We start from the raw sequence: 18,145 nt of genomic DNA, 5'->3' as shown, positions 1-18,145 counted from the left end.
CGTCATCCCCGCCGGATGCGATGCCAGCGTCTCGGTGCCGCCCAGCGACACCGCCAGCTTCGCGATCTTGAGCGCGTCCAGGAACGCGAACGCCTCCTTCTCGCCGCCCTTCAGATAGAGCGAGAAGGTCGATCCCGCGCCGATGCAATGGCGGCGATAGATATCGGCCTGGCGCGCATCGCCCTGGGCTTCAAGGAAGCCGAGATAGCCGACGCGATCGACCTTCGGATGGCCGTTGAGGAAGTTGCAGACCTTCAGCGCATTCTCCCCCGCGCGGCTCATGCGCAATTCGAGCGTCTCAAGGCTACGCAGCAGCATCCAGGCGGTGTTCGGATCGCAGATCGTGCCGATCGTGTTGCGCATCAGCCGGATCGTGTTGATGTGCTCTTTCGATCCCAGCACGCCGCCCGCGACCAGATCCGAATGGCCGCCGGCATATTTGGTCAGCGAATAGACGACGATGTCCGCGCCCTGCTTCATCGGCTGCGCCCAGAGCGGGCCGAGGAAGGTGTTGTCGATCGCGATCGGCGGCTTGTTGTCACCCGTGAAGATCGCATCGCGGCTGTCGCGCACCGCTTCGACATCGACCAGCGCATTGGTCGGATTGGCGGGGCTCTCCAGATAGATCAGCGCGACATTGCCGGTCGCCGCCTTGCCGAGCACCGCGTCGATCTCTTCGCGGGTCGCACCGGCGGGAAAATCGACCCAATGCACGCCGAAGCGCCCCAGGATGCGGCCGATCAGCGTCTCGGTCGCCGCATAAAGCGGGCCCGAATGAACGATCGTGTCGCCCGGCTTGACCATCGACAGGAAGAGCGTGGCGATCGCCGACATGCCGCTGGAGAAAGCCAGCGCATCCTCCGCCTCTTCCCAGATCGCCAGGCGATCTTCCAATATCTCCTGGTTCGGGCCGTTGAAGCGCGAATAGACCAGTCCCTCGGCCCCGCCGGGGCGCTTGCCGGTCACCCCTTCGAAATGGCGCTTGCCGGCTGCGGCATTGGGGAAGACGAAGGTCGAGGTGAGGAAGATCGGCGGCTTGAGCGATCCTTCGGAGAGCATCGGATCATAGCCATGCCCCATCATCATCGTGCTGGGGCGCAGCTTGCGCTCGCCGATCTTCTCGATGCTCTTCTTGGGGCTGCGCCTCGGGGTGCCGCCCGTCAGCTCGGCTTCGGTTTTGTCGGTCATGGAGCCTCTCCGGATACTGGTTGACCGCCCTCTAGCCGAAACACCGTCTCAATTGATACCAATTATCGAAATCTGGCGGCCATAATCGCTTTCCTGCCGGTGCGTCGCGCGGCGGAAGCTGTAGAAGCGCTCGGGCTGGGCATAAGTGTCCTCGCCCAGCGTCTCGACCGTGCGGATTCCCGCCGCTGCAAGGCGGCTGGCGACATAGGCTTCCAGATCGAACTGATGATGCCCGGCGCGCCCGTCGGCGAAGAAGCGTTCGGTGGCCGGATCGGCCTCGGCAAAGCGGCGGAAAAAGCCTTCGTCCACCTCATAGCTGGCGCGCGCGATGCAGGGGCCGACCGCCGCGACGATATGCTCGCGCCGCGCGCCCAGCGTCTCCATCAGCGCGATCGTCGAATCGGTGACTCCGCCCAGCGCCCCCTTCCACCCGGCATGCGCGGCGGCGACGACGCCTGCCTGCGCGTCGGCGAACAGCACCGGCGCGCAATCGGCGGTGAGGATGCCCAGCAGCAGCCCCGGCGTATTGGTGACGAGCGCGTCGGCATGCGGGCGCTCGGCGAAGGGTGCGGTGGCGATCACCGCATCCGCCGAATGGACCTGGAAGGCCGTGGCGAGCGGCGCGCCGGGAATGATCGCATCGGCCGCGCGCCGACGATTCTCCGCGATGCTCTCCGGATCGTCCTGCGATCCGGTGCCCACATTCAGCCCGGCCAGGATTCCGGTCGAAACGCCGCCGCGCCGCCCAAGAAAGCCGTGGGCCACGCCCTCCAGCGCGCGCGCGCGATTGACCTCGACCGCGCTCACAGCACCAGCCGCATCAGCCGGTCTTCATCGGCATGGTTGCCCACCATGAACTTGTACGGCCCCTGATCCTCGAAGCCGTAGCGCTCGTAGAAGCGCCTGGCGCGGTGATTGTCGATATAGACCGACAGCCAGATTTCCCCGGCACCCCGCGCCCGCGCCTGGCCGATCGCCCATTCCATCAGCGCCTGTGCCGCGCCCGACCCCTTGGCGCGCTCGGCCAGATAGAGCTGGCGCAATTCCATCGTGCGCGCGCTGGTCTGCGCCGGAAGCTCCAGGTCGCTGATCTTGCAGAACCCCGCCAGCCCCTCGCCATCCTCGGCAACGTGGAAGCGCAGGTCCGGCTGGGCAAACTCCGCCGCCCACGCCTCGGGCGTGAACTGATCGTAGAACGCCGCCGCATCCTCGGGCGCATAAAGATGCCCGAAGGTCGCGTGGAAGCTCTCGCGAAACAATGCGTCTATCGCGGGCAGATCGTCCGGCGTGGCGTCGCGACAGATCATGCGAACCCCGCCGGAACCGGCCAGCCCGGCGCGGTGATCGCGATCACCTTGAAGAGTTCGCCCATCTGCTCGGGATCGATAAGCCGGTCGCGATCGAGCGCGAGCTGTTCGGCGCGATCCGGCGTTTTCGCCGCCAGCGCCTCGGTGCGTGCGCCGATGCCAAGCGCCTCCAGGAACGCGCCCTGCGTGACCGGACCATGCACCACCAGCCCCTCGGCCTCGGCAGCTTCGCGCAACGTGGCGAAATCGACATGCGCGGTCAGGTCGGCCTCGCCCGGTGTGTCGAAGGGATTGGCATATTCATGCCCCTTCACCGCCTGCAGCGTGTCGCCGATCGCCGGGCCTTCATAGCCATAATCGACGATCAGCGCCGCGCCGCCCTGCGCCATCAGCCGCGCCGCCAGCCCGCGCAGGATCGCCACGCTCGCGGGCGAAGTCTCGATCACCGAACCGGGCTCTGCCTGAAGCAAAGGCTTGGGGATGATCATGTCGAAGCTGCGGTCCCCCGCGATCGGCAGGAACAGCGTGTCCTGGCAGGCAACCAGCCGCTCGCGCCATCCTTCCGGCGTCGCGATAAGCTGGCGGATCGGCAGCGCGTCGAAGAATTCATTGGCGACCACCAGCAAGGGCGCATCGTCAGGCAGCCCGACCAGGTCGAGATGGAATTCGGCATGCGGCACGCGCTCGGCCTGCGCCGCGCGCAGCATCGGGCTGTTCTCCACCAGATCCACCGGCGGCGTGAACCCCGCTTTCGCCATCGCGCGCAGCGCATCGGCGGCCAGCGTGCCGCGCCCCGGCCCCAGTTCGACATAGCGCGCCGCCGGACGCCCTGCACGGTCCCACAGATCGGCCAGCCACAGCCCGATCAGCTCGCCGAACATCTGGCTGATCTCGGGCGCGGTGGTGAAATCGCCGCGCGCGCCCAGCGGATCGCGGGTGCCGTAATAATGCGCGTTCGCCGCGCCCATGAATTGCGAGAGCGGAATCGGCCCGCCCAGCGTGATCGCCCGCGCCAGCCGCTCGGGCAGCAGGGGTTCGGCCGCGTTTTCCGCGCGTGCCTTGGGCGGCGCGGCGAGAGGATTATCGTCAGCCACCGGAGATCAGGCCACGCTCTCCGCGCCGGCGATCGGCTCGATCCGCTCGCGACGGCCCTTCGCCGTCGCGATCAGATACACGCCGCCCGCGATCATCGGCAGGCACAGCCACTGGCCCATGTGCAGCCCGGTCGCATCGGCCAGCCAAACCAATTGCCTGTCGGGCTCGCGGAAGAATTCCACGGCGAAGCGGGCGAGGCCATAGCCGAGCAGGAAGATGCCGGTGAGCTTGCCCGGCTCGTAGCGCGCCTTGGTGCGCCAGAAAAAGTACCAGAGCACGGCGAAGAGCAATATGCCTTCCAGCCCCGCTTCATAAAGCTGGCTGGGGTGGCGCGCGGGTTCGATCTGTCCGGCCACCACGGTATCGGGAAAGATCACGCCCCAGGCCATATTGGTGGGCTTGCCCCACAGCTCGCCATTCACGAAATTCGCCAGCCGCCCGAAAAACAATCCGAACGGCACGACGCACGCGACATAATCATGGATGCGCAGCCAGTTCAGCCCGTTGCGGCGCGCAAAGACCAGGATGCCGATCGTGGTGCCGATCACCCCCCCATGGAAGGACATGCCGCCGTCCCACAGGCTGATCGCCCGTATCGGGCTGGTCAGCATCTCGGGCGCGTAGAACAGGATATAGCCGATCCGGCCGCCCAGGATGATGCCGAGCGTCGCGTAGAATACCAGATCGTCGGCATGCGCCTTGCTCATCGGCGCGCCCGGCTGGCGCAGCAGGCGGTTCATATACCACCAGCCGATCAGGATACCGGCGATATAGGCCAGCGAATACCATTTGATCTCGAAGAAGCCGAGATCGAGCGCAACCCTGCTCAGCCCCAGGCTTTCGAAGCGGATATGTTGGGCCGATGCGGCGGCCATGCTCAGGAGATCGCTCATGGGCAAGAGCGATAGAGCAGGCGCGGGGCAAACCCAATAGGGCAATCGGCTCGGGCGATAGGCTCGGGCGATCGGGCGGGGATGACAGCCCCCCGCCCCCGAGCTAGAGCAAGCGCGATGGCGCTGGACCTTCCCAAGCTGGATCTGTCGAAGCTCAAAAAGCCCGACCGGCGGACGCTGCTGATCGGCGGCGGCGTAGGCGCGGGGCTGGTGGTCGCCTGGGCGGTATGGCCGCGCACCTATCTGCCCAATCTAACCGCCGCGCCCGGCGAAAGCCTGTTCGGCGCATGGCTCAAGATCGGCAGCGACGGACATATCGTGGTCGCCGTGCCGCAATGCGAGGAGGGGCAAGGCGTGTACACCGCCATGCCCCAGATCATCGCAGACGAGCTTGGCGCCGATTGGAAGATGGTGGGCGTCGAGCCTGCGCCGCTCAATCCGCTTTACGCCAATCCGCTGGCCGCCGCGTCGCTGTTCGAGCTGGCTTTGGGCGGATTGCCACAGCAATTGCAGCGCACCTATGCGGCGCGCTCCGGGCTGATGCTTACCGGATGCTCCACCTCGATCCGCAATTTCGAGGATCAATTGCGTCATGCGGGCGCGGCGGCGCGGCTGCTATTGTGCAAGGCGGCGGCAAGCCGCTGGGGCGTGGATTGGCAATCGTGCGGCACCGCGGGCGGCTTCGTGATCCACGGCAAGCAGAAGCTCGGCTTTGGCGAACTGGCGGGCGAGGCGGCGGACGAAAGCCTGCCCTCGGACGTGCCGTTGCGCTCGGGCGATGCCAACCGGCTTTACGGCCAGCCGCTGCCGCGCCTCGACGCACCGGCAAAGGTGGACGGCAGCGTCAATTACGCCGCCGATATCCGCTTGCCCAACATGGTCTTCGCATCGATCCGCCAGGGCCCGGCGGGCGAGACCGAGCTGGCCAAGCTCGATCGTGCGGCTGCGAACCAGGTGCCCGGCATGCTGGCGGTGGTCACCACCAGCCAATGGGTGGCGGCGGTCGCCGAAAGCTGGTGGGCTGCCGAGCGCGCGATCGATGCGATGCGCCCGCGCTTCAAGACGCCCGATGAGGTGATCAATTCCGATACGATCGATGCGGCGCTCACCGCCGCGTTCGACGGCAAGGGCGCGCGCATCGCTTCGGCGGGCGATCTGCGCGCGGACTTCAAGGGCGCGAAGCTGGTCACGGCCGAATATCGCGTCGGGCTGGCGCTCCACGCACCGCTCGAGCCGATGACCTGCACCGCTTCCTATGCCGATGGCCGGCTGACGCTGTGGCTGCCGACCCAGGCCCCCGGCCTCGCGCGCACCGCTGCCGCGCGCGCCGCTGGCCTTGGCGAAGCGGCGGTGTTCATCCATGCCACTATGGCGGGCGGGTCGTACGGCGCGAAGCTGGAGCATGACGTCGCCGAACAGGCGGCGCTGATCGCCATGAAGATCGGCCGCCCCGTCCAGCTCACCTGGCCGCGCGGCGAGGATTTCCGGCATGACCGGTATCGCCCAGCCGCCGCCGGGCGCCTCTCCGCCAAGCTAGACGGCAAGGGGCGCATCACCGGCTGGCTGGCAAAGGTCGCAGCCCCGGATACGGGGCGCGAACTCGCGAAGCGGCTGCTCGGCAGCGATGCGGTGGTCGCAGCCTCGCTGGCGATGCCAGGTGCGGGCGACCCTTCCGCGATCGCCGGCGCGACACCGCCTTATGCGATCCCCAATCTGGGCGTGGATCACCATCCGGCGCAGATCGGCGTGCCGACCGGTTATTGGCGCTCGGGCGCGCACAGCTACACCGCTTTCTTCACCGAGAGCTTCATCGATGAGCTCGCGCATGTCGCCGAACAGGATGCGCTCACCTTCCGCATGGCGATGCTCGGCAATGAGCCCCGCCTCGCGCGCTGCCTCCAGATGGCGGGGCAACTCGGCGGATGGCAGGGCGGGCAGCCGGGCAGCGGCCAGGGCATCGCGTGCCACATGTTCCGCGGCTCCTATATCGCCGTGATGGCGGAGGCCCGGCTGGCGGGGCGCGAGGTAAAGGTCGATCGGCTGGTCGCCGCCGTCGATTGCGGTCGCGTGGTCAATCCCGATCTGGTCAAGCAGCAGATCGAGGGCGGGCTGATCTTCGGCATGGCCGCCGCGACCGGCGGCGCGACCGGCTTCAGCGAGAATGTCGCCGATGTCCGCGACCTTTCCGAGCTGGGCCTGCCGACGCTCGCCAACTGCCCGGATATCACGGTAGAGATCATCGCCAGCGGCAGCGATCCGGGCGGGGTCAGCGAACTCGCCGTCCCCCCCGTCGCCCCCGCGATCGCCAACGCGCTCCAGGCGGCGAGCGGCGTGCGCTTCCGCCGCCTGCCCCTGCTCTCCGATATCGAATGACCATGCCCCCCGATCATCGCTATATTTACCCGGAAAAGGTCGGCGTACTGCTGGTTAATCTCGGCACGCCCGACGCGCCCGATGCGAAATCGGTGCGCCGCTATCTGGCCGAATTCCTGTCCGATCGCCGCGTGGTCGAGATCCCGCCGCTGATCTGGCAACCCATCCTGCGCGGCGCGGTGCTCACCACCCGTCCCAGGAAATCCGCGCGCGCCTATCGCGAGGTGTGGCGCGAAGACGGTTCGCCGCTCGCCGCGATCACCCGCCTCCAGGCAAAGGCGCTCGAAGGCGCTTTCGGGCCGGATGTGATGGTCGATTATGCGATGCGCTATGGCCAGCCCGATATCCGCAGCCGGCTGGTGTCGCTGAAAGATCGGGGCTGCACGCGCATCCTGATCGCGCCGCTCTACCCGCAATATAGCGGCGCGACGACCGCGACCGCCAATGACGCCGCCTTCGCCGCGCTGGCCAAGATGCGCTGGCAGCCGGCGATCCGCACTTTGCCGCCCTATCATGACGATCCGGCCTATATCGGCGCGTTGAAGGAATCGGTCGAACAGGGCATCGCCGCGCTCGATTTCGAGCCCGAGGCCGTGCTCGCCAGCTTCCACGGCATGCCGCTGCGGACGCTGGAGCTGGGCGATCCCTATCATTGCCAGTGTCACAAGACCGCACGGCTGCTGGGCGAGGCGCTGGGGCGCGAGGTCACGCTCACCTTCCAGTCGCGCTTCGGCAGGGCCAAATGGCTGGAGCCGGCGACCGAAACCGTGCTGGCCGAGCTCCCGGCAAGGGGCGTGAAGAAGCTGGCGATCGTCGCTCCGGGCTTCTCCGCCGATTGCCTCGAAACGCTGGAGGAGATCGCGATCCGCGGGCGCGAGACCTTCCTGTCGAGCGGCGGCACCAGCTTCGCCTACCTGCCCTGCCTGAACGATAGCGCGCCGGGCCTCGCCATGCTGCGCAGCATTTTGCAGCGGGAGCTTGAAGGCTGGGTCCGCCCCGCCTAGCCTCGCCAAATCATTGGGAGGAGATTCTATGGCACGCGTAGCGATCGTAACGGGCGGCACCCGCGGGATCGGAGAGGCGATCAGCGTCGCGCTGAAGGATGCCGGGATGATCGTCGCCGCCAATTATGCAGGCAATGACGATCGCGCCCGCGCCTTTACCGAGCGCACGGGGATCAGGGCGTTCAAATGGGACGTTGCCGATTATGACGCCTGCCAGGCCGGCTGCGCGCAGGTTGCCGAGGAACTCGGCCCGGTCGATGTCGTCGTCAACAATGCCGGCATCACCCGCGACGGCACCATCCTCAAGATGACCCACCAGATGTGGAAGGAGGTCATGGACACCAATCTCGGTGGTTGCTTCAACATGGCCAAGGCGGTGTTCCCCGGCATGCGCGAGCGCAAATGGGGGCGCATCGTCAATATCGGCTCGATCAACGGCCAGGCGGGCCAGTACGGCCAGGTGAACTATGCCGCCGCCAAATCGGGCATCCACGGCTTCACCAAGGCGCTGGCGCAGGAAGGTGCCCGCGCCGGGGTGACGGTCAACGCGATCGCGCCCGGCTATATCGATACCGACATGGTCGCGGCGGTGCCGGCTGACGTGCTGGAAAAGATCGTCGCCAAGATCCCGGTCGGCCGCCTCGGCCAGGCGAGCGAGATCGCGCGCACCGTGGCGTTCCTCTGCTCGGAAGATGCGGGATTCATCACCGGCTCGACGCTGTCCGTGAATGGCGGGCAGCATATGTATTGACGGGCGAAGGGGGCGCTACGTCGCCCCCGGTGCTCGCAACGCGAGCATCGCCCGTTACGGCCGGCGGGTCGGCACCGCCGAACCCGTGCGACGCGGGCTTTGCCCGCGTCAGTCTTTCGGCCCGCGCCCCCTCGACCCTTGCCCACCTTTCGCGCGATGGCCCCTGCGGCCAATCCGGAGTTGCGCGTCCCGCCCATCCCCGGCAATTGCGCCCGCATGACCCGTCCCGGCTTCCCCTTCTCCACCCCGTTCCGCGTCCGCTATTCGGAGATCGACGGACAGAAGATCGTCTTCAATTCGCGCTATCTCGAATATGGCGATGTCGCGCTCACCGAATTCTGGCGCTGGGCCAATCTCGCCGATATCGGCCCCGACTGGCTCGATGCCGAGTTCAACGTGGTCAAGGCGACGGTCGAATACAGGAAGTCATTCCGCTTCGACGATATGGTGGAGGCATTCGTTCGCGTCGGCCGCGTCGGCAATTCCAGCCTGACGATGCAGGTCGATCTCTGCCACGCCGAAACCCGCGATCACCACGCCAGCATCGAGATCGTCAGCGCGCATGTCGATCTTGCGGCGCGCAAGTCCCGGCCGATCCCCGACAATGTCCGCGCCCGGCTGGAATCGCTTACCGGCTGATCGCCGGCCCTTCGGCTATTCCGCCGCCTGCGCCGATGCCACATCCTCGGGCAGCGCCCAGTGCAGATCGCTCTTGGTCAGCGCGCGGCCGTCATGGCTCAGCACTTCCACCTGGCGAACGGGCATCCCGTCGCGCGCATCGACCAGGATCGGAGACGCGGGCACGCCCGTCTCCCAGCGCTCGCCCCATTGCCGCAGCGCCACCATCGTCGGCAGCAGCGCATAGCCCTTGTCGGTCAGGCAATATTCCACCTTGCGGCGATCGTCGGCGCAGGGCTGGCGCTGGAGGATGCCGTGATCGACCAGCCGCGCGAGCCGGTTCGCCAGGATGTTGCGCGCGATGCCCAGCTCGGACTGGAACTCCTCGAAATGATGGAGCCCGTTGAAAGAGCCGCGCAGGATCAGGAAAGACCAGCGCTCGCCCATCGCCTCCAACGCTGCGGGAAGGCTGCATAGCGCCGAGAGGTCTTCTCGCAATTTGTTCGCACCCATGCAGGCTATTTACCTCAATTCCCGCAATTCCGGAACGGGATAACATTTTGCATCGCAACAAACGTTTCGGCTTGCAACTTACTCTTATGTCAATTAGGTGGTGATTCGCAACCCAGTTGCACGATGAAGACCCCAGGAGGACCTGTCATGAATCGCTTTCTTGCCGTCGCGGCAGCAGCCGCGGCTACGCTGGCGCTCACCCCCGCAACCGGCTTCGCCCAGGGCGCCGCGCGCGGCTATTATTCGGCCACTCCCGCCAACGCCACCGCCAAGACCAAGATCGTCAGCCGTTCCACCGTGTGGAAGTGCGGCGAAGGCGTTTGCGTCGCCGCCAAGGCCGATGCGCGTGACAACATCGTGTGCGAGCTGGTCGTCAAGGAAGTCGGCAAGCTGACCGCCTTCCGCGCCAATGGCGCCGATTTTGACGCCGCTGCGCTGGAAAAGTGCAACAGCAAGGCCCGTTGAGCCGCAAAAATCATTGCAATGCAGCAGCACAGGACCCCAATTAGGTCCTGTGCTGCGGCAATATGAACTGGTCGATCGAGTACTTTCCTACGATCCGGACGCTGACGAGGCGCTGCTCAACCGCGCCTATGTGTTTTCGGTCAACGCGCATGGCAGCCAGAAGCGCGCATCGGGCGATCCCTATTTCAGCCACCCGATCGAAGTCGCCGGCATCCTGACCGACCTTCATCTCGATGACGAGACGATCGCCACCGCGATCCTGCACGACACCATCGAAGACACCGTCGCCACGCCGGACGAGATCCAGCGGCTGTTCGGCGAGAATGTCGCCCGCATGGTGGACGGCGTCACCAAGCTTTCCAAGATCGAGGCGCAGAGCGAGACCGAGCGCTCGGCCGAGAATCTCCGCAAGTTCCTGCTGGCGATGTCCGACGATATCCGCGTGCTGCTGGTCAAGCTGGCCGATCGGCTGCACAACATGCGCACGCTCCACTTCATCAAGAATCCGGACAAGCGCCGCCGCATCGCGCGCGAGACGATGGACATCTATGCCCCGCTCGCCGAGCGGATCGGCATGTACGAGTTCATGAAGGAGATGCAGACGCTCGCCTTCCGCGAGCTTGAGCCCGAAGCGTATGAATCGATCACCAAGCGGCTCGAATCCTTCCAGGTGGAGGGCGTCGATCGCATCGCCAAGATCGCGTCGGGCCTGAAGCTGCTGCTGTCGCGCGGCGGGATCGATGCCGAGCTGTCGGGCCGCGAAAAGCATCCTTATTCGATCTGGAAGAAGATGTCGGAGCGGCACGTCTCGCTCGAACAGCTTTCCGACATCATGGCGTTCCGCGCGATCGTCGAGACCGAGGAGGAATGCTATCGCGCGCTGGGCGTGATCCATCGCCGCTGGCCGATGGTGCCGGGCCGCTTCAAGGATTATATCTCGACGCCCAAGCGCAACGGCTATCGATCGCTGCACACCACGATCATCCATGCCGGCGATACCCGCGTCGAAATCCAGATCCGCACGCGTGACATGCACGCCCAGGCCGAATTCGGCCTCGCGGCGCACTGGGCATATAAGCAGGACGCCGTCCGCCCCGATACGCAGGTGAGCTGGATCCGCGACCTGATCGAAATCCTGGAACATGCCGACAGCCCCGAAGAGCTGCTCGAACATACCAAGATGGCGATGTACCAGGATCGCATCTTCGCCTTCTCCCCTGCGGGCGAGCTGATCCAGTTGCCCAAGGGCGCGACGCCGATCGACTTCGCCTACGCCGTCCATTCGAACATCGGCGATCAGGCGGTGGGCGCGAAGATCAACGGTCAGGTCGTGCCGCTGCGCACCGGGATCCAGCAGGGCGATCAGGTCCAGATCCTGCGCTCCAAGGCGCAGGAGCCCCAGGCGAACTGGCTCAACTTCGCGATCACCGGAAAGGCGCGCGCGGCGATCCGCCGCCATATCCGCCACAAGGAACGCGACGAGACGGTGCGGCTGGGCCGCAAGCTCTATGACGAGATCGTCGCGCGCCTGCCCACCCCGGTGGGCGAAAGCGCGCTCGCCGATGCGCTGAAGCGCCTGAAGCTCCCCGATTCTGCGGCGCTGATGGAGGCGATCGCCCGCCGCAAGCTCACCGATGCGCAGGTGATGGAAGCCGTGATGCCCGGCTCGGCCACCGGCAATGAGCACGAGCATCCGCCGCAGCAGCACGCGATCGAGATCAAGGGACTCACCCCCGGCGTCGCGTTCAACTTTGCGGAGGATTGTCGGCCCATCCCCGGCGATCGCATCGTCGGGCTGCGCCGCGCCGGCCAGCCGATCGAAGTCCACGCGATCGAATGCCCCCATCTCGCCGACAGCGACGAGGAAGACTGGATCGATCTCACCTGGGGCGACAAGGCCGAGGGCGGCGTCGCGCGGATCGCCGTGACGCTCAAGAACGAACCCGGCGCGCTCGGCGCCATCGCCACGCTGATCGGCCAGCACAAGGCCAACATCCTCGGGCTCCGCCTCGATAATCGCGACACGACCTTCCACACCAACACGATCGACCTGGAAGTCCGCAACGCCGCGCATCTGATGAAGCTGCTCGCCGCGCTCCGCGCCGCCGACGTGGTGAGCTCCGCCGAACGCGCCTGATCGCTTCGTCGCAAGGAAAAGGGCGACCCGCAGGCCGCCCCTCCCGCTTTCTCGTTCACACGGTGCGCCGGATCAGCCCCCCGCCGCCCTGGTCGCCTGATCCATCAGCGCCTTGGCCTTGCGGATCGCATCGCCCTCGCTGGTCTTGCCCGATTGCACCTCGTCGGCGATTTCGAGCACGCGTCCGCTGATCACCGTGCCGTGATCGGCTTCCTCCGTGATGCGGATGCCGTTCTTGGCATCGCCGATGCGCGCCCATTCCTCACGGATCGCCGCCCAATAGCCCTTGGTCGCCGCCCAATAATCGTCGGCGAACTTGACGTCGAAGCCGTCGAAGCGGGTGTAGCTGTTCAGCACATATTCGGAGACGATCGGCTCCAGCTTGCCGCCCGCCGCGGCGTCCTCTGCCGGGCCGATCTTGATATTGTCCTGCCAGTGGATCCACCCCGCCGGGCTGGATTGATGGCGGTTGACCCCCAGATAGCGGTCATAATCGGGCCCCCGGATCGCATCGCGGCGCGCGAGCGGACGCCAGCTCTGGTTCGATTCCCAGCGGCGCAGGCCACCCACATCGCTCCATTTGCCCCAGCCGCCGTAACGCGGGCTGTCATCGACCTGATACACCGTCTGCGACCACGTGCCCTTGCGCTCGGCCGGCGACAATCGGGTCCAGGTCCAGGTATCGCGATCGGCATAGGTCAGCACGCGCTCGGGCTCATATTCCCAGTCCTGCCGCCAATGCTTGATCACCATCTTCTTGCCCTCGCCCATGTCGACGACGAGCAGGTGCTGGAGCATGATCTTGCGCCCCGTGTCGCCGATCACGCGCACCACCTCATGCCCGCCGGAAACCTTGGTCGCGATCGGCGTGTAGCCCGCGCGCCAGGGCGTCGATTCCTGCATGTCGAACCGCACCTTGTAATTGCCTGCCATCGCCAGGATGTCGGCGCGGTCCGCCTCGAATGCAGATTTGGCGGCCGAAACCGGTGCCGGGGCCTGCGCCATCAACGGCGCAGGCACGAGCAAAAGTGCGGCGGTAACGATCAGTCGCTTCATTCTTCTCTCCCCCATCAGAACCGGTAGCTCACGGATACGCTGCCATTGCGTCCGGGCTGCGTGTATGCATCCTTTACCGCCGACGTATCGGCGAGCCCGCGCACGTCGTTCCACCAGGCATATTTGCGATCGAAGATGTTGAACATCCCGGCGCGCAGCGTCACCCCCTCGGTCAGCCGCACGAAGGCGGTGGCATCTAGGATCAGGAATTCACCCGGCCGGTAGCACGCACCGGTGCAAACCCCGGTGGTGCGGTTCGCTTCCTTCTGCGCGCTGTAGGTCGCGATCAGCTGGCCGCCAAATCGCCCCGTCGGTTCGCGATAGCCGGCGCCAAAGACCAGCTTGAGCGGATCGATCGTCGAAAGCGGCGCACGCACGCCTGCGGCGTTGATGCCGTCGCCCGTCGCGTAGGAAAGTGCAGCCTGTGCGGTAAAGCCACCCGGGCTGCGATAGTCGATCTTCGCCTCGGCTCCCTCCACCTCCACGCGGTTGATGTTGATGAACTGGAAGATCATCGGATTGGCGGGCGTGCCTGCGCCACCCACCACTTCCTGTGAGATGAAGTCGTCATAATCCGCCTTGAACCCGGTCAGGCTGACGCTCACCGCATCGCCGCTATAGCGCAGTCCTGCCTCGAAGCTCTCGCTCGTCTCGGGCTTCAGATCGGGGTTGGGCCGCGACGTGTAGCCGAAAGCGAGATTCTCGAAATACTGGTTCACCTGGCTCGGCTCGGGAGCCTTGAAGCCCTGCGCGTAATTGCCGAACAGGCGAAACGCCCCGCCCAGTTTCACCACCGCGCCGAATTTGGGCGACAAATGCGAACCGCGGCTTACCGAGATCGGGATGCCTGCCGGAAGCAGCGCATCGCGCTTCGGCGAGAGATCATAGGCATCGAAGCGTAGCGCCGGATAGAGCGTCACCGGGCCGATAGCGATCTCATCCGCCACGAATGCGCCGGCGATCGTATAATCGGTGTTCGGAAATGCCCGCATCGGGAACACGTCCGGCGGGGTCGGCACGGTGCCGCTGCGGATTCCTTCCTGGCGCGTCCGGCTCACATCCCCGCCAAAGACCAGCCGGTGCGTCGCGGAACCGGTCTCGAAGCCTGCCCGCACTTCCGCCGACGCGCCATAGACGCTGTTCTCGAACGTATTGAGCCGCTCGCGATCTGCCGCGGGTGTGCGATCCTCGTCGGTGAACTGCCGGTCCTCGCCGGTCTGCCAATAGGCGGCCACGCGGGCATAATCGAACGTTCCTTCGCCCTGCCAGCTCCAGTCGGCGGCAATCCGCCCGCGCTTGCCGGTGTCGCTGGCTTCGAGCAGGTCGATCGTGGCGCTGCGCCCGGTCAGCACTTCGGTGTCCAGCCGCGTGCCGATATATTCGCCGGTCAGCCGCACCTTGTGGCCACCAGTCGGCTCCCAGACGATGCGGCCCAGCACGGCGTTGGAGCGGCCATTCTGCGGGTTCGCGATCGTGCGCGCCGCGCCGACGCCGCCGGTCGTTCCCTTGTTTTCCAGTTCGTTGAAATCGCGCCGCGTATACGCGACCATTGCCGATACCTCGCCGGTTCGCCCCGCCACGATCGCCGTCTCGGCAAACTCATTGTCCGACGAGCTATAGGCCGCCCGGACCAGCCCGCCGACCGGCTTGCCGCTGGTCAGGAAATCGGAAGGGTCGCTGGTCACGAAGCTGATCGCGCCCGAGAGCCCGTCGCTGCCGTAGAGCGCCGATGCCGGACCGCGCAGGATCTCCACCGACTTCACCAGCCCCAGATCGACATAATCGCCACGTCCCGCCGATTGCGCGCCAAAGGTGAAGCCATCGGGCACGCGCACGCCGTCCACCTGGATCAGCACGCGATTGCCGCCGATGCCGCGGACGATGAAGCCTTCATTGCCTGCGCGCCCGGTAACGCCCAGCGCCGCGCCGAAGCGGGTGGGCGCACGCGGCACCGTCACGCCGGGTTCGTAGCGGACAAGGTCCTTGATGTCGGTCGCCAGTTCGTCGGCGATCCTTTTCTCTCCGATCACCGTCACCGTTGCGGGAGCGTCGGCCACCGCGACGGGCTGCCGCGTCGCCGTTACCGTGATCGTCTCCCCGTCGGTAACCGCCTCCGCCACCGTCATTGCCGTCGCCGCTTCCTGCGCAAAAGCTGGCGCCGCAGCCACCGCACAAGCCAGCAGGCTAACCCCCGTCACCAAAACCCGCTTCATTTCCAACCCCTTCCTGCAATTGCGACTGATTCGCATTAGGAGCTGCACTAGGATTGGTTGAATGGGTGGTCAAGCCTGTAACGATTCGAAGCACGAAGCCCGCTGGGTCTCCATCCCGATGGCCCGCCGCATCGCGACGCTTGCAATGTAGGATTTCACCTGCTTGGCTCGGCCGGTCGGCACTCCCGGCCGCTCTTTGAAATCGTCAGCCGGATGCCGCTTCGTCACTGCGGATATGGGGAACATTCGCCGCCGCCGCGAAGCGTCCTTGGTGTCACCTTAGTGTCACCTTTGGACGCGATCGGCGCAGCGCGGCGAGCGCCGCGCCGCCCCTCCGCGCCCGCTCGACGCAAGTCAGCAACATCGCTAAGACGCGCCCCCATGAAGCGTCCGCAGCTCTCCGTCGTCATTCCCTGCTACAATGAAGAGGCGTGCCTGGAGCTGCTCCACGGCCGCGTCTCGGCGGCGGCCAAGGCAGCGGTGGGCGACGATTACGAGATCGTGCTGATCAACGACGGCTCGCGCGATGCAAGCTGGCAGGTGATGCAGCGCCTGTCGCTCACTGATCCGCATCTCGTTGCGATCAATCTTTCGCGCAACCATGGCCACCAGCTCGCGCTTACCGCAGGGCTCGATCTGTGCGCGGGCCACCAGATCCTGGTGATCGACGCCGATCTGCAGGACCCGCCCGAACTGCTCACCGACATGCGCGCCGCGATGAAGTCGCAGGGCGCGGACGTGGTCTATGCCGTGCGCCGCAAGCGCGATGGCGAAAGCCTGTTCAAGAAGGCGACCGCCGCGCTCTTCTACCGGATGCTCGATCGGATCACCGATACGCCGATCCCGCTCGATACCGGCGATTTCCGCCTGATGAGCCGGCGAGCGCTCGATGCCTTCCTGTCGCTGCCCGAGCAGGCACGCTTCATCCGCGGGATGGTCGCCTGGGTCGGCTTCAAGCAGGTGCCCTTCCCCTATGACCGGCACGAGCGGGCCGCGGGCGAGACCAAATATCCGTTATCGAAGATGCTGCGCCTCGCCTTCGACGCGATCACCGGCTTCTCGACCGCGCCCCTGCGCTTCGCCAGCCATGCCGGGCTGGTGCTCACCGGCGCATCGGCGCTGCTGATCCTATACATCCTTGGCGGCTGGCTGTTCGGCCATGCGATCGCCGGCTGGACCTCGCTGATGCTCGTCGTGGTCGTGCTCGGCGCGGTGCAGATGTTCGTGCTCGGCATGATCGGCGAATATCTGGGTCGCCTCTATGTCGAATCGAAGAAGCGGCCGATCTACCTCGTCGCCGACGTCACCGGCCCGGTGATGGGGCATGCGCGGCTGGGCTACCGGTTCGAGGACACGGCCGAGGCCAAGGCCTTTGCCCCGCCCCAGGACGAAGCCAACTAGGGCTTCATCGCGAGCACGATGATCGAAAGCCCGGGCGGCAGCGGCACGCGCCCGACCAGGTGGCGTTCCAGCCCGAAGATCTTCTCGAACGCGGTGTTCAGCAGCTTGGGCGGCGGCGAATCGTCGCTGTCGTCCTTGCCCATCAATTTGCCCGCGAAGCGCGCCGCGACCGCCACGGGGAAGAGCAGCGAGTTGAACCAGCCCAGCTTGCGGTAGCTGAGCCCCGCCGCGTCGAGCGCGGCGATCAGCGTCTTCTTCGAATAGCGGCGCTTGTGGTGGTTCACCACGTCGTGCGCGCTCCACATCCATTGGTGCGCGGGGACGGTGATCAGGATCTGCCCGCCGGGCTTGAGCGCGCGTGCGATGCCCTTGAGCGCCGCCACATCGTCGTCGACATGCTCGACCACGTCGAGCACCGCGACCAGATCATAGCTGGCCGGAGCGACGCCCTCCAGCTCGGGGAGCGGCGAGGTGCCGACCGGCTTGCCCAGCCGCTCGCTGGCAAAGGCACCCGCGCTCTCATCGATCTCGATCGCATCGACGTCGCCGAACTGCGCGAGCATCGGCAAATTATGCCCGGTGCCGCAGCCGATCTCGAGGATGCGCGCATCCCTGGGCACCTTGCCCCAGCGCGCGAGATAGTCGGACAGGATCTCGCGGCGCGCGCGGTACCACCAATGCGTGGTGTCGTGCGCGGCCATGCGGTCGTAAACTACGCGGTCCATCAGCCAAAAACCCAAATTCGATTAAGCGCGAACGTGATCAGCGGAGTCACGAACAGGATCGGTATCAGCGGCCACCACCATGGTCCGTTGAGCACGGCATCGTCGGTGAGCAGCCACACCCAGAAGCTGTTGATCGCGAGGCTGACCAGCGAGACGATGAAGAAGCGCCACGTGGTCTGCGACGCCTGGGCACCGTGCCCGCGAAAGCTCCATTTGCTGTGCATGACATAGCCCGAGCCCATCGCGACCAGATAGCCGCACAGGTTCGCCACCTGCTCGGACGTGATCTTGAAACCCGCGAGCGGCGAATAGACGATCGTGTAGAGCGCGGTCGCCATGCCGCCCGCAATGCCGAAGCGCACCAGCTGGCCGAGCATCCCGCTGGCCCGCATTGTCTCGATTCGCC

General features: G+C 66.0%; 17 protein-coding genes. 7 read left to right on the top strand and 10 right to left on the bottom strand.

Features of this window, described 5'->3' with window-relative positions:
• The 5 genes from SSO01S_RS13115 to lgt form a co-directional block, all read right to left on the bottom strand.
• Positions 1–1,188: cystathionine gamma-synthase family protein (locus SSO01S_RS13115; protein WP_066799405.1), on the bottom strand; the 1,188-nt coding region annotated here is incomplete at its 3' end.
• A 48-nt stretch (positions 1,189–1,236) separates the two neighbouring features.
• Entirely contained in the window at positions 1,237–1,995 is a 759-nt protein-coding gene (pgeF, locus tag SSO01S_RS13110) for a peptidoglycan editing factor PgeF (protein WP_066799404.1), read from the bottom strand.
• The gene (locus SSO01S_RS13105; RefSeq protein WP_066799400.1) at positions 1,992–2,495 is read right to left on the bottom strand and encodes a GNAT family N-acetyltransferase; all 504 of its coding nucleotides are present in this window, start codon (positions 2,493–2,495) and stop codon (positions 1,992–1,994) included. The genes pgeF and SSO01S_RS13105 overlap by 4 nt, the downstream gene beginning before the upstream one ends.
• Complete coding sequence (locus SSO01S_RS13100) at positions 2,492–3,589, bottom strand: class I SAM-dependent methyltransferase (protein ID WP_439646567.1); 1,098 nt, start codon at positions 3,587–3,589, stop codon at positions 2,492–2,494. The genes SSO01S_RS13105 and SSO01S_RS13100 overlap by 4 nt, the downstream gene beginning before the upstream one ends.
• Positions 3,590–3,595: 6 nt before the next feature.
• Complete coding sequence (lgt, locus tag SSO01S_RS13095) at positions 3,596–4,483, bottom strand: prolipoprotein diacylglyceryl transferase (RefSeq protein ID WP_066799398.1); 888 nt, start codon at positions 4,481–4,483, stop codon at positions 3,596–3,598.
• 117 nt (positions 4,484–4,600) lie between these two features.
• Between lgt and SSO01S_RS13090 the strand changes: the two genes are divergently transcribed.
• The 4 genes from SSO01S_RS13090 to SSO01S_RS13075 all read left to right on the top strand — a co-directional run bounded on the left by SSO01S_RS13090 (position 4,601) and on the right by SSO01S_RS13075 (position 9,250).
• The gene (locus SSO01S_RS13090; RefSeq protein ID WP_066799396.1) at positions 4,601–6,856 is read left to right on the top strand and encodes a xanthine dehydrogenase family protein molybdopterin-binding subunit; all 2,256 of its coding nucleotides are present in this window, start codon (positions 4,601–4,603) and stop codon (positions 6,854–6,856) included.
• Positions 6,853–7,860 (top strand): ferrochelatase, encoded by a 1,008-nt coding sequence (gene hemH / locus SSO01S_RS13085; protein WP_066799394.1) that lies wholly within the window; start codon positions 6,853–6,855, stop codon positions 7,858–7,860. Before SSO01S_RS13090 ends, hemH begins: the two co-directional genes overlap by 4 nt.
• Positions 7,861–7,888: 28 nt before the next feature.
• Positions 7,889–8,611 (top strand): acetoacetyl-CoA reductase, encoded by a 723-nt coding sequence (gene phbB, locus SSO01S_RS13080; protein WP_066799392.1) that lies wholly within the window; start codon positions 7,889–7,891, stop codon positions 8,609–8,611.
• Positions 8,612–8,827: 216 nt separating this feature from the next.
• Positions 8,828–9,250 carry an acyl-CoA thioesterase gene (locus SSO01S_RS13075; RefSeq protein WP_066799390.1) on the top strand — a complete coding sequence of 141 codons (423 nt, stop codon included), beginning with the start codon at positions 8,828–8,830 and terminating at the stop codon, positions 9,248–9,250.
• Positions 9,251–9,265: 15 nt separating this feature from the next.
• Here SSO01S_RS13075 and SSO01S_RS13070 read toward each other — a convergent pair whose 3' ends face one another.
• Positions 9,266–9,742 carry a winged helix-turn-helix transcriptional regulator gene (locus tag SSO01S_RS13070; protein ID WP_066799388.1) on the bottom strand — a complete coding sequence of 159 codons (477 nt, stop codon included), beginning with the start codon at positions 9,740–9,742 and terminating at the stop codon, positions 9,266–9,268.
• A 147-nt stretch (positions 9,743–9,889) separates the two neighbouring features.
• On the opposite strand from SSO01S_RS13070, the gene SSO01S_RS13065 reads away from it, so the two are divergent.
• Both SSO01S_RS13065 and SSO01S_RS13060 read left to right on the top strand, forming a co-directional pair.
• Positions 9,890–10,207: a CC_3452 family protein gene (locus SSO01S_RS13065; RefSeq protein ID WP_066799384.1), complete on the top strand. Its 318-nt coding sequence runs from the start codon at positions 9,890–9,892 to the stop codon at positions 10,205–10,207.
• Between the two features lie 49 nt (positions 10,208–10,256).
• A complete protein-coding gene (locus tag SSO01S_RS13060; protein ID WP_066799382.1) occupies positions 10,257–12,344 on the top strand; it encodes a RelA/SpoT family protein in 2,088 nt (695 codons plus the stop codon).
• A gap of 72 nt (positions 12,345–12,416) precedes the next feature.
• Here the strand turns inward: SSO01S_RS13060 and SSO01S_RS13055 are convergent, their stop codons facing one another.
• Together SSO01S_RS13055 and SSO01S_RS13050 are read right to left on the bottom strand one after the other, a co-directional pair.
• On the bottom strand, positions 12,417–13,400 hold the full coding sequence (locus SSO01S_RS13055; RefSeq protein ID WP_066799381.1) for a DUF6607 family protein: 984 nt from the start codon (positions 13,398–13,400) through the stop codon (positions 12,417–12,419).
• A gap of 14 nt (positions 13,401–13,414) precedes the next feature.
• Entirely contained in the window at positions 13,415–15,613 is a 2,199-nt protein-coding gene (locus SSO01S_RS13050) for a TonB-dependent hemoglobin/transferrin/lactoferrin family receptor (protein WP_066799380.1), read from the bottom strand.
• A 381-nt stretch (positions 15,614–15,994) separates the two neighbouring features.
• Here SSO01S_RS13050 and SSO01S_RS13045 point away from each other — a divergent pair, with 381 nt between their 5' ends.
• Positions 15,995–17,014, top strand: a complete 1,020-nt coding sequence (locus SSO01S_RS13045; protein ID WP_066799379.1) for a glycosyltransferase family 2 protein — start codon at positions 15,995–15,997, stop codon at positions 17,012–17,014.
• On the opposite strand, the gene SSO01S_RS13040 is transcribed toward SSO01S_RS13045, so the two are convergent.
• Together SSO01S_RS13040 and SSO01S_RS13035 are read right to left on the bottom strand one after the other, a co-directional pair.
• Positions 17,011–17,739, bottom strand: coding sequence for a class I SAM-dependent methyltransferase (locus tag SSO01S_RS13040; protein ID WP_066799378.1), 729 nt, complete (start codon positions 17,737–17,739; stop codon positions 17,011–17,013). The genes SSO01S_RS13045 and SSO01S_RS13040 overlap by 4 nt on opposite strands.
• Complete coding sequence (locus tag SSO01S_RS13035; RefSeq protein WP_245646768.1) at positions 17,739–18,116, bottom strand: GtrA family protein; 378 nt, start codon at positions 18,114–18,116, stop codon at positions 17,739–17,741. Before SSO01S_RS13035 ends, SSO01S_RS13040 begins: the two co-directional genes overlap by 1 nt.
• Positions 18,117–18,145 lie beyond the last annotated feature (29 nt).

It is taken from the genome of Sphingomonas soli NBRC 100801 (genome assembly GCF_001591025.1).
Lineage (GTDB): Bacteria > Pseudomonadota > Alphaproteobacteria > Sphingomonadales > Sphingomonadaceae > Sphingomonas > Sphingomonas soli.
Note: the sequence above shows the minus strand (reverse complement) of the source record. Positions and strands in the feature narration are given on the sequence as shown.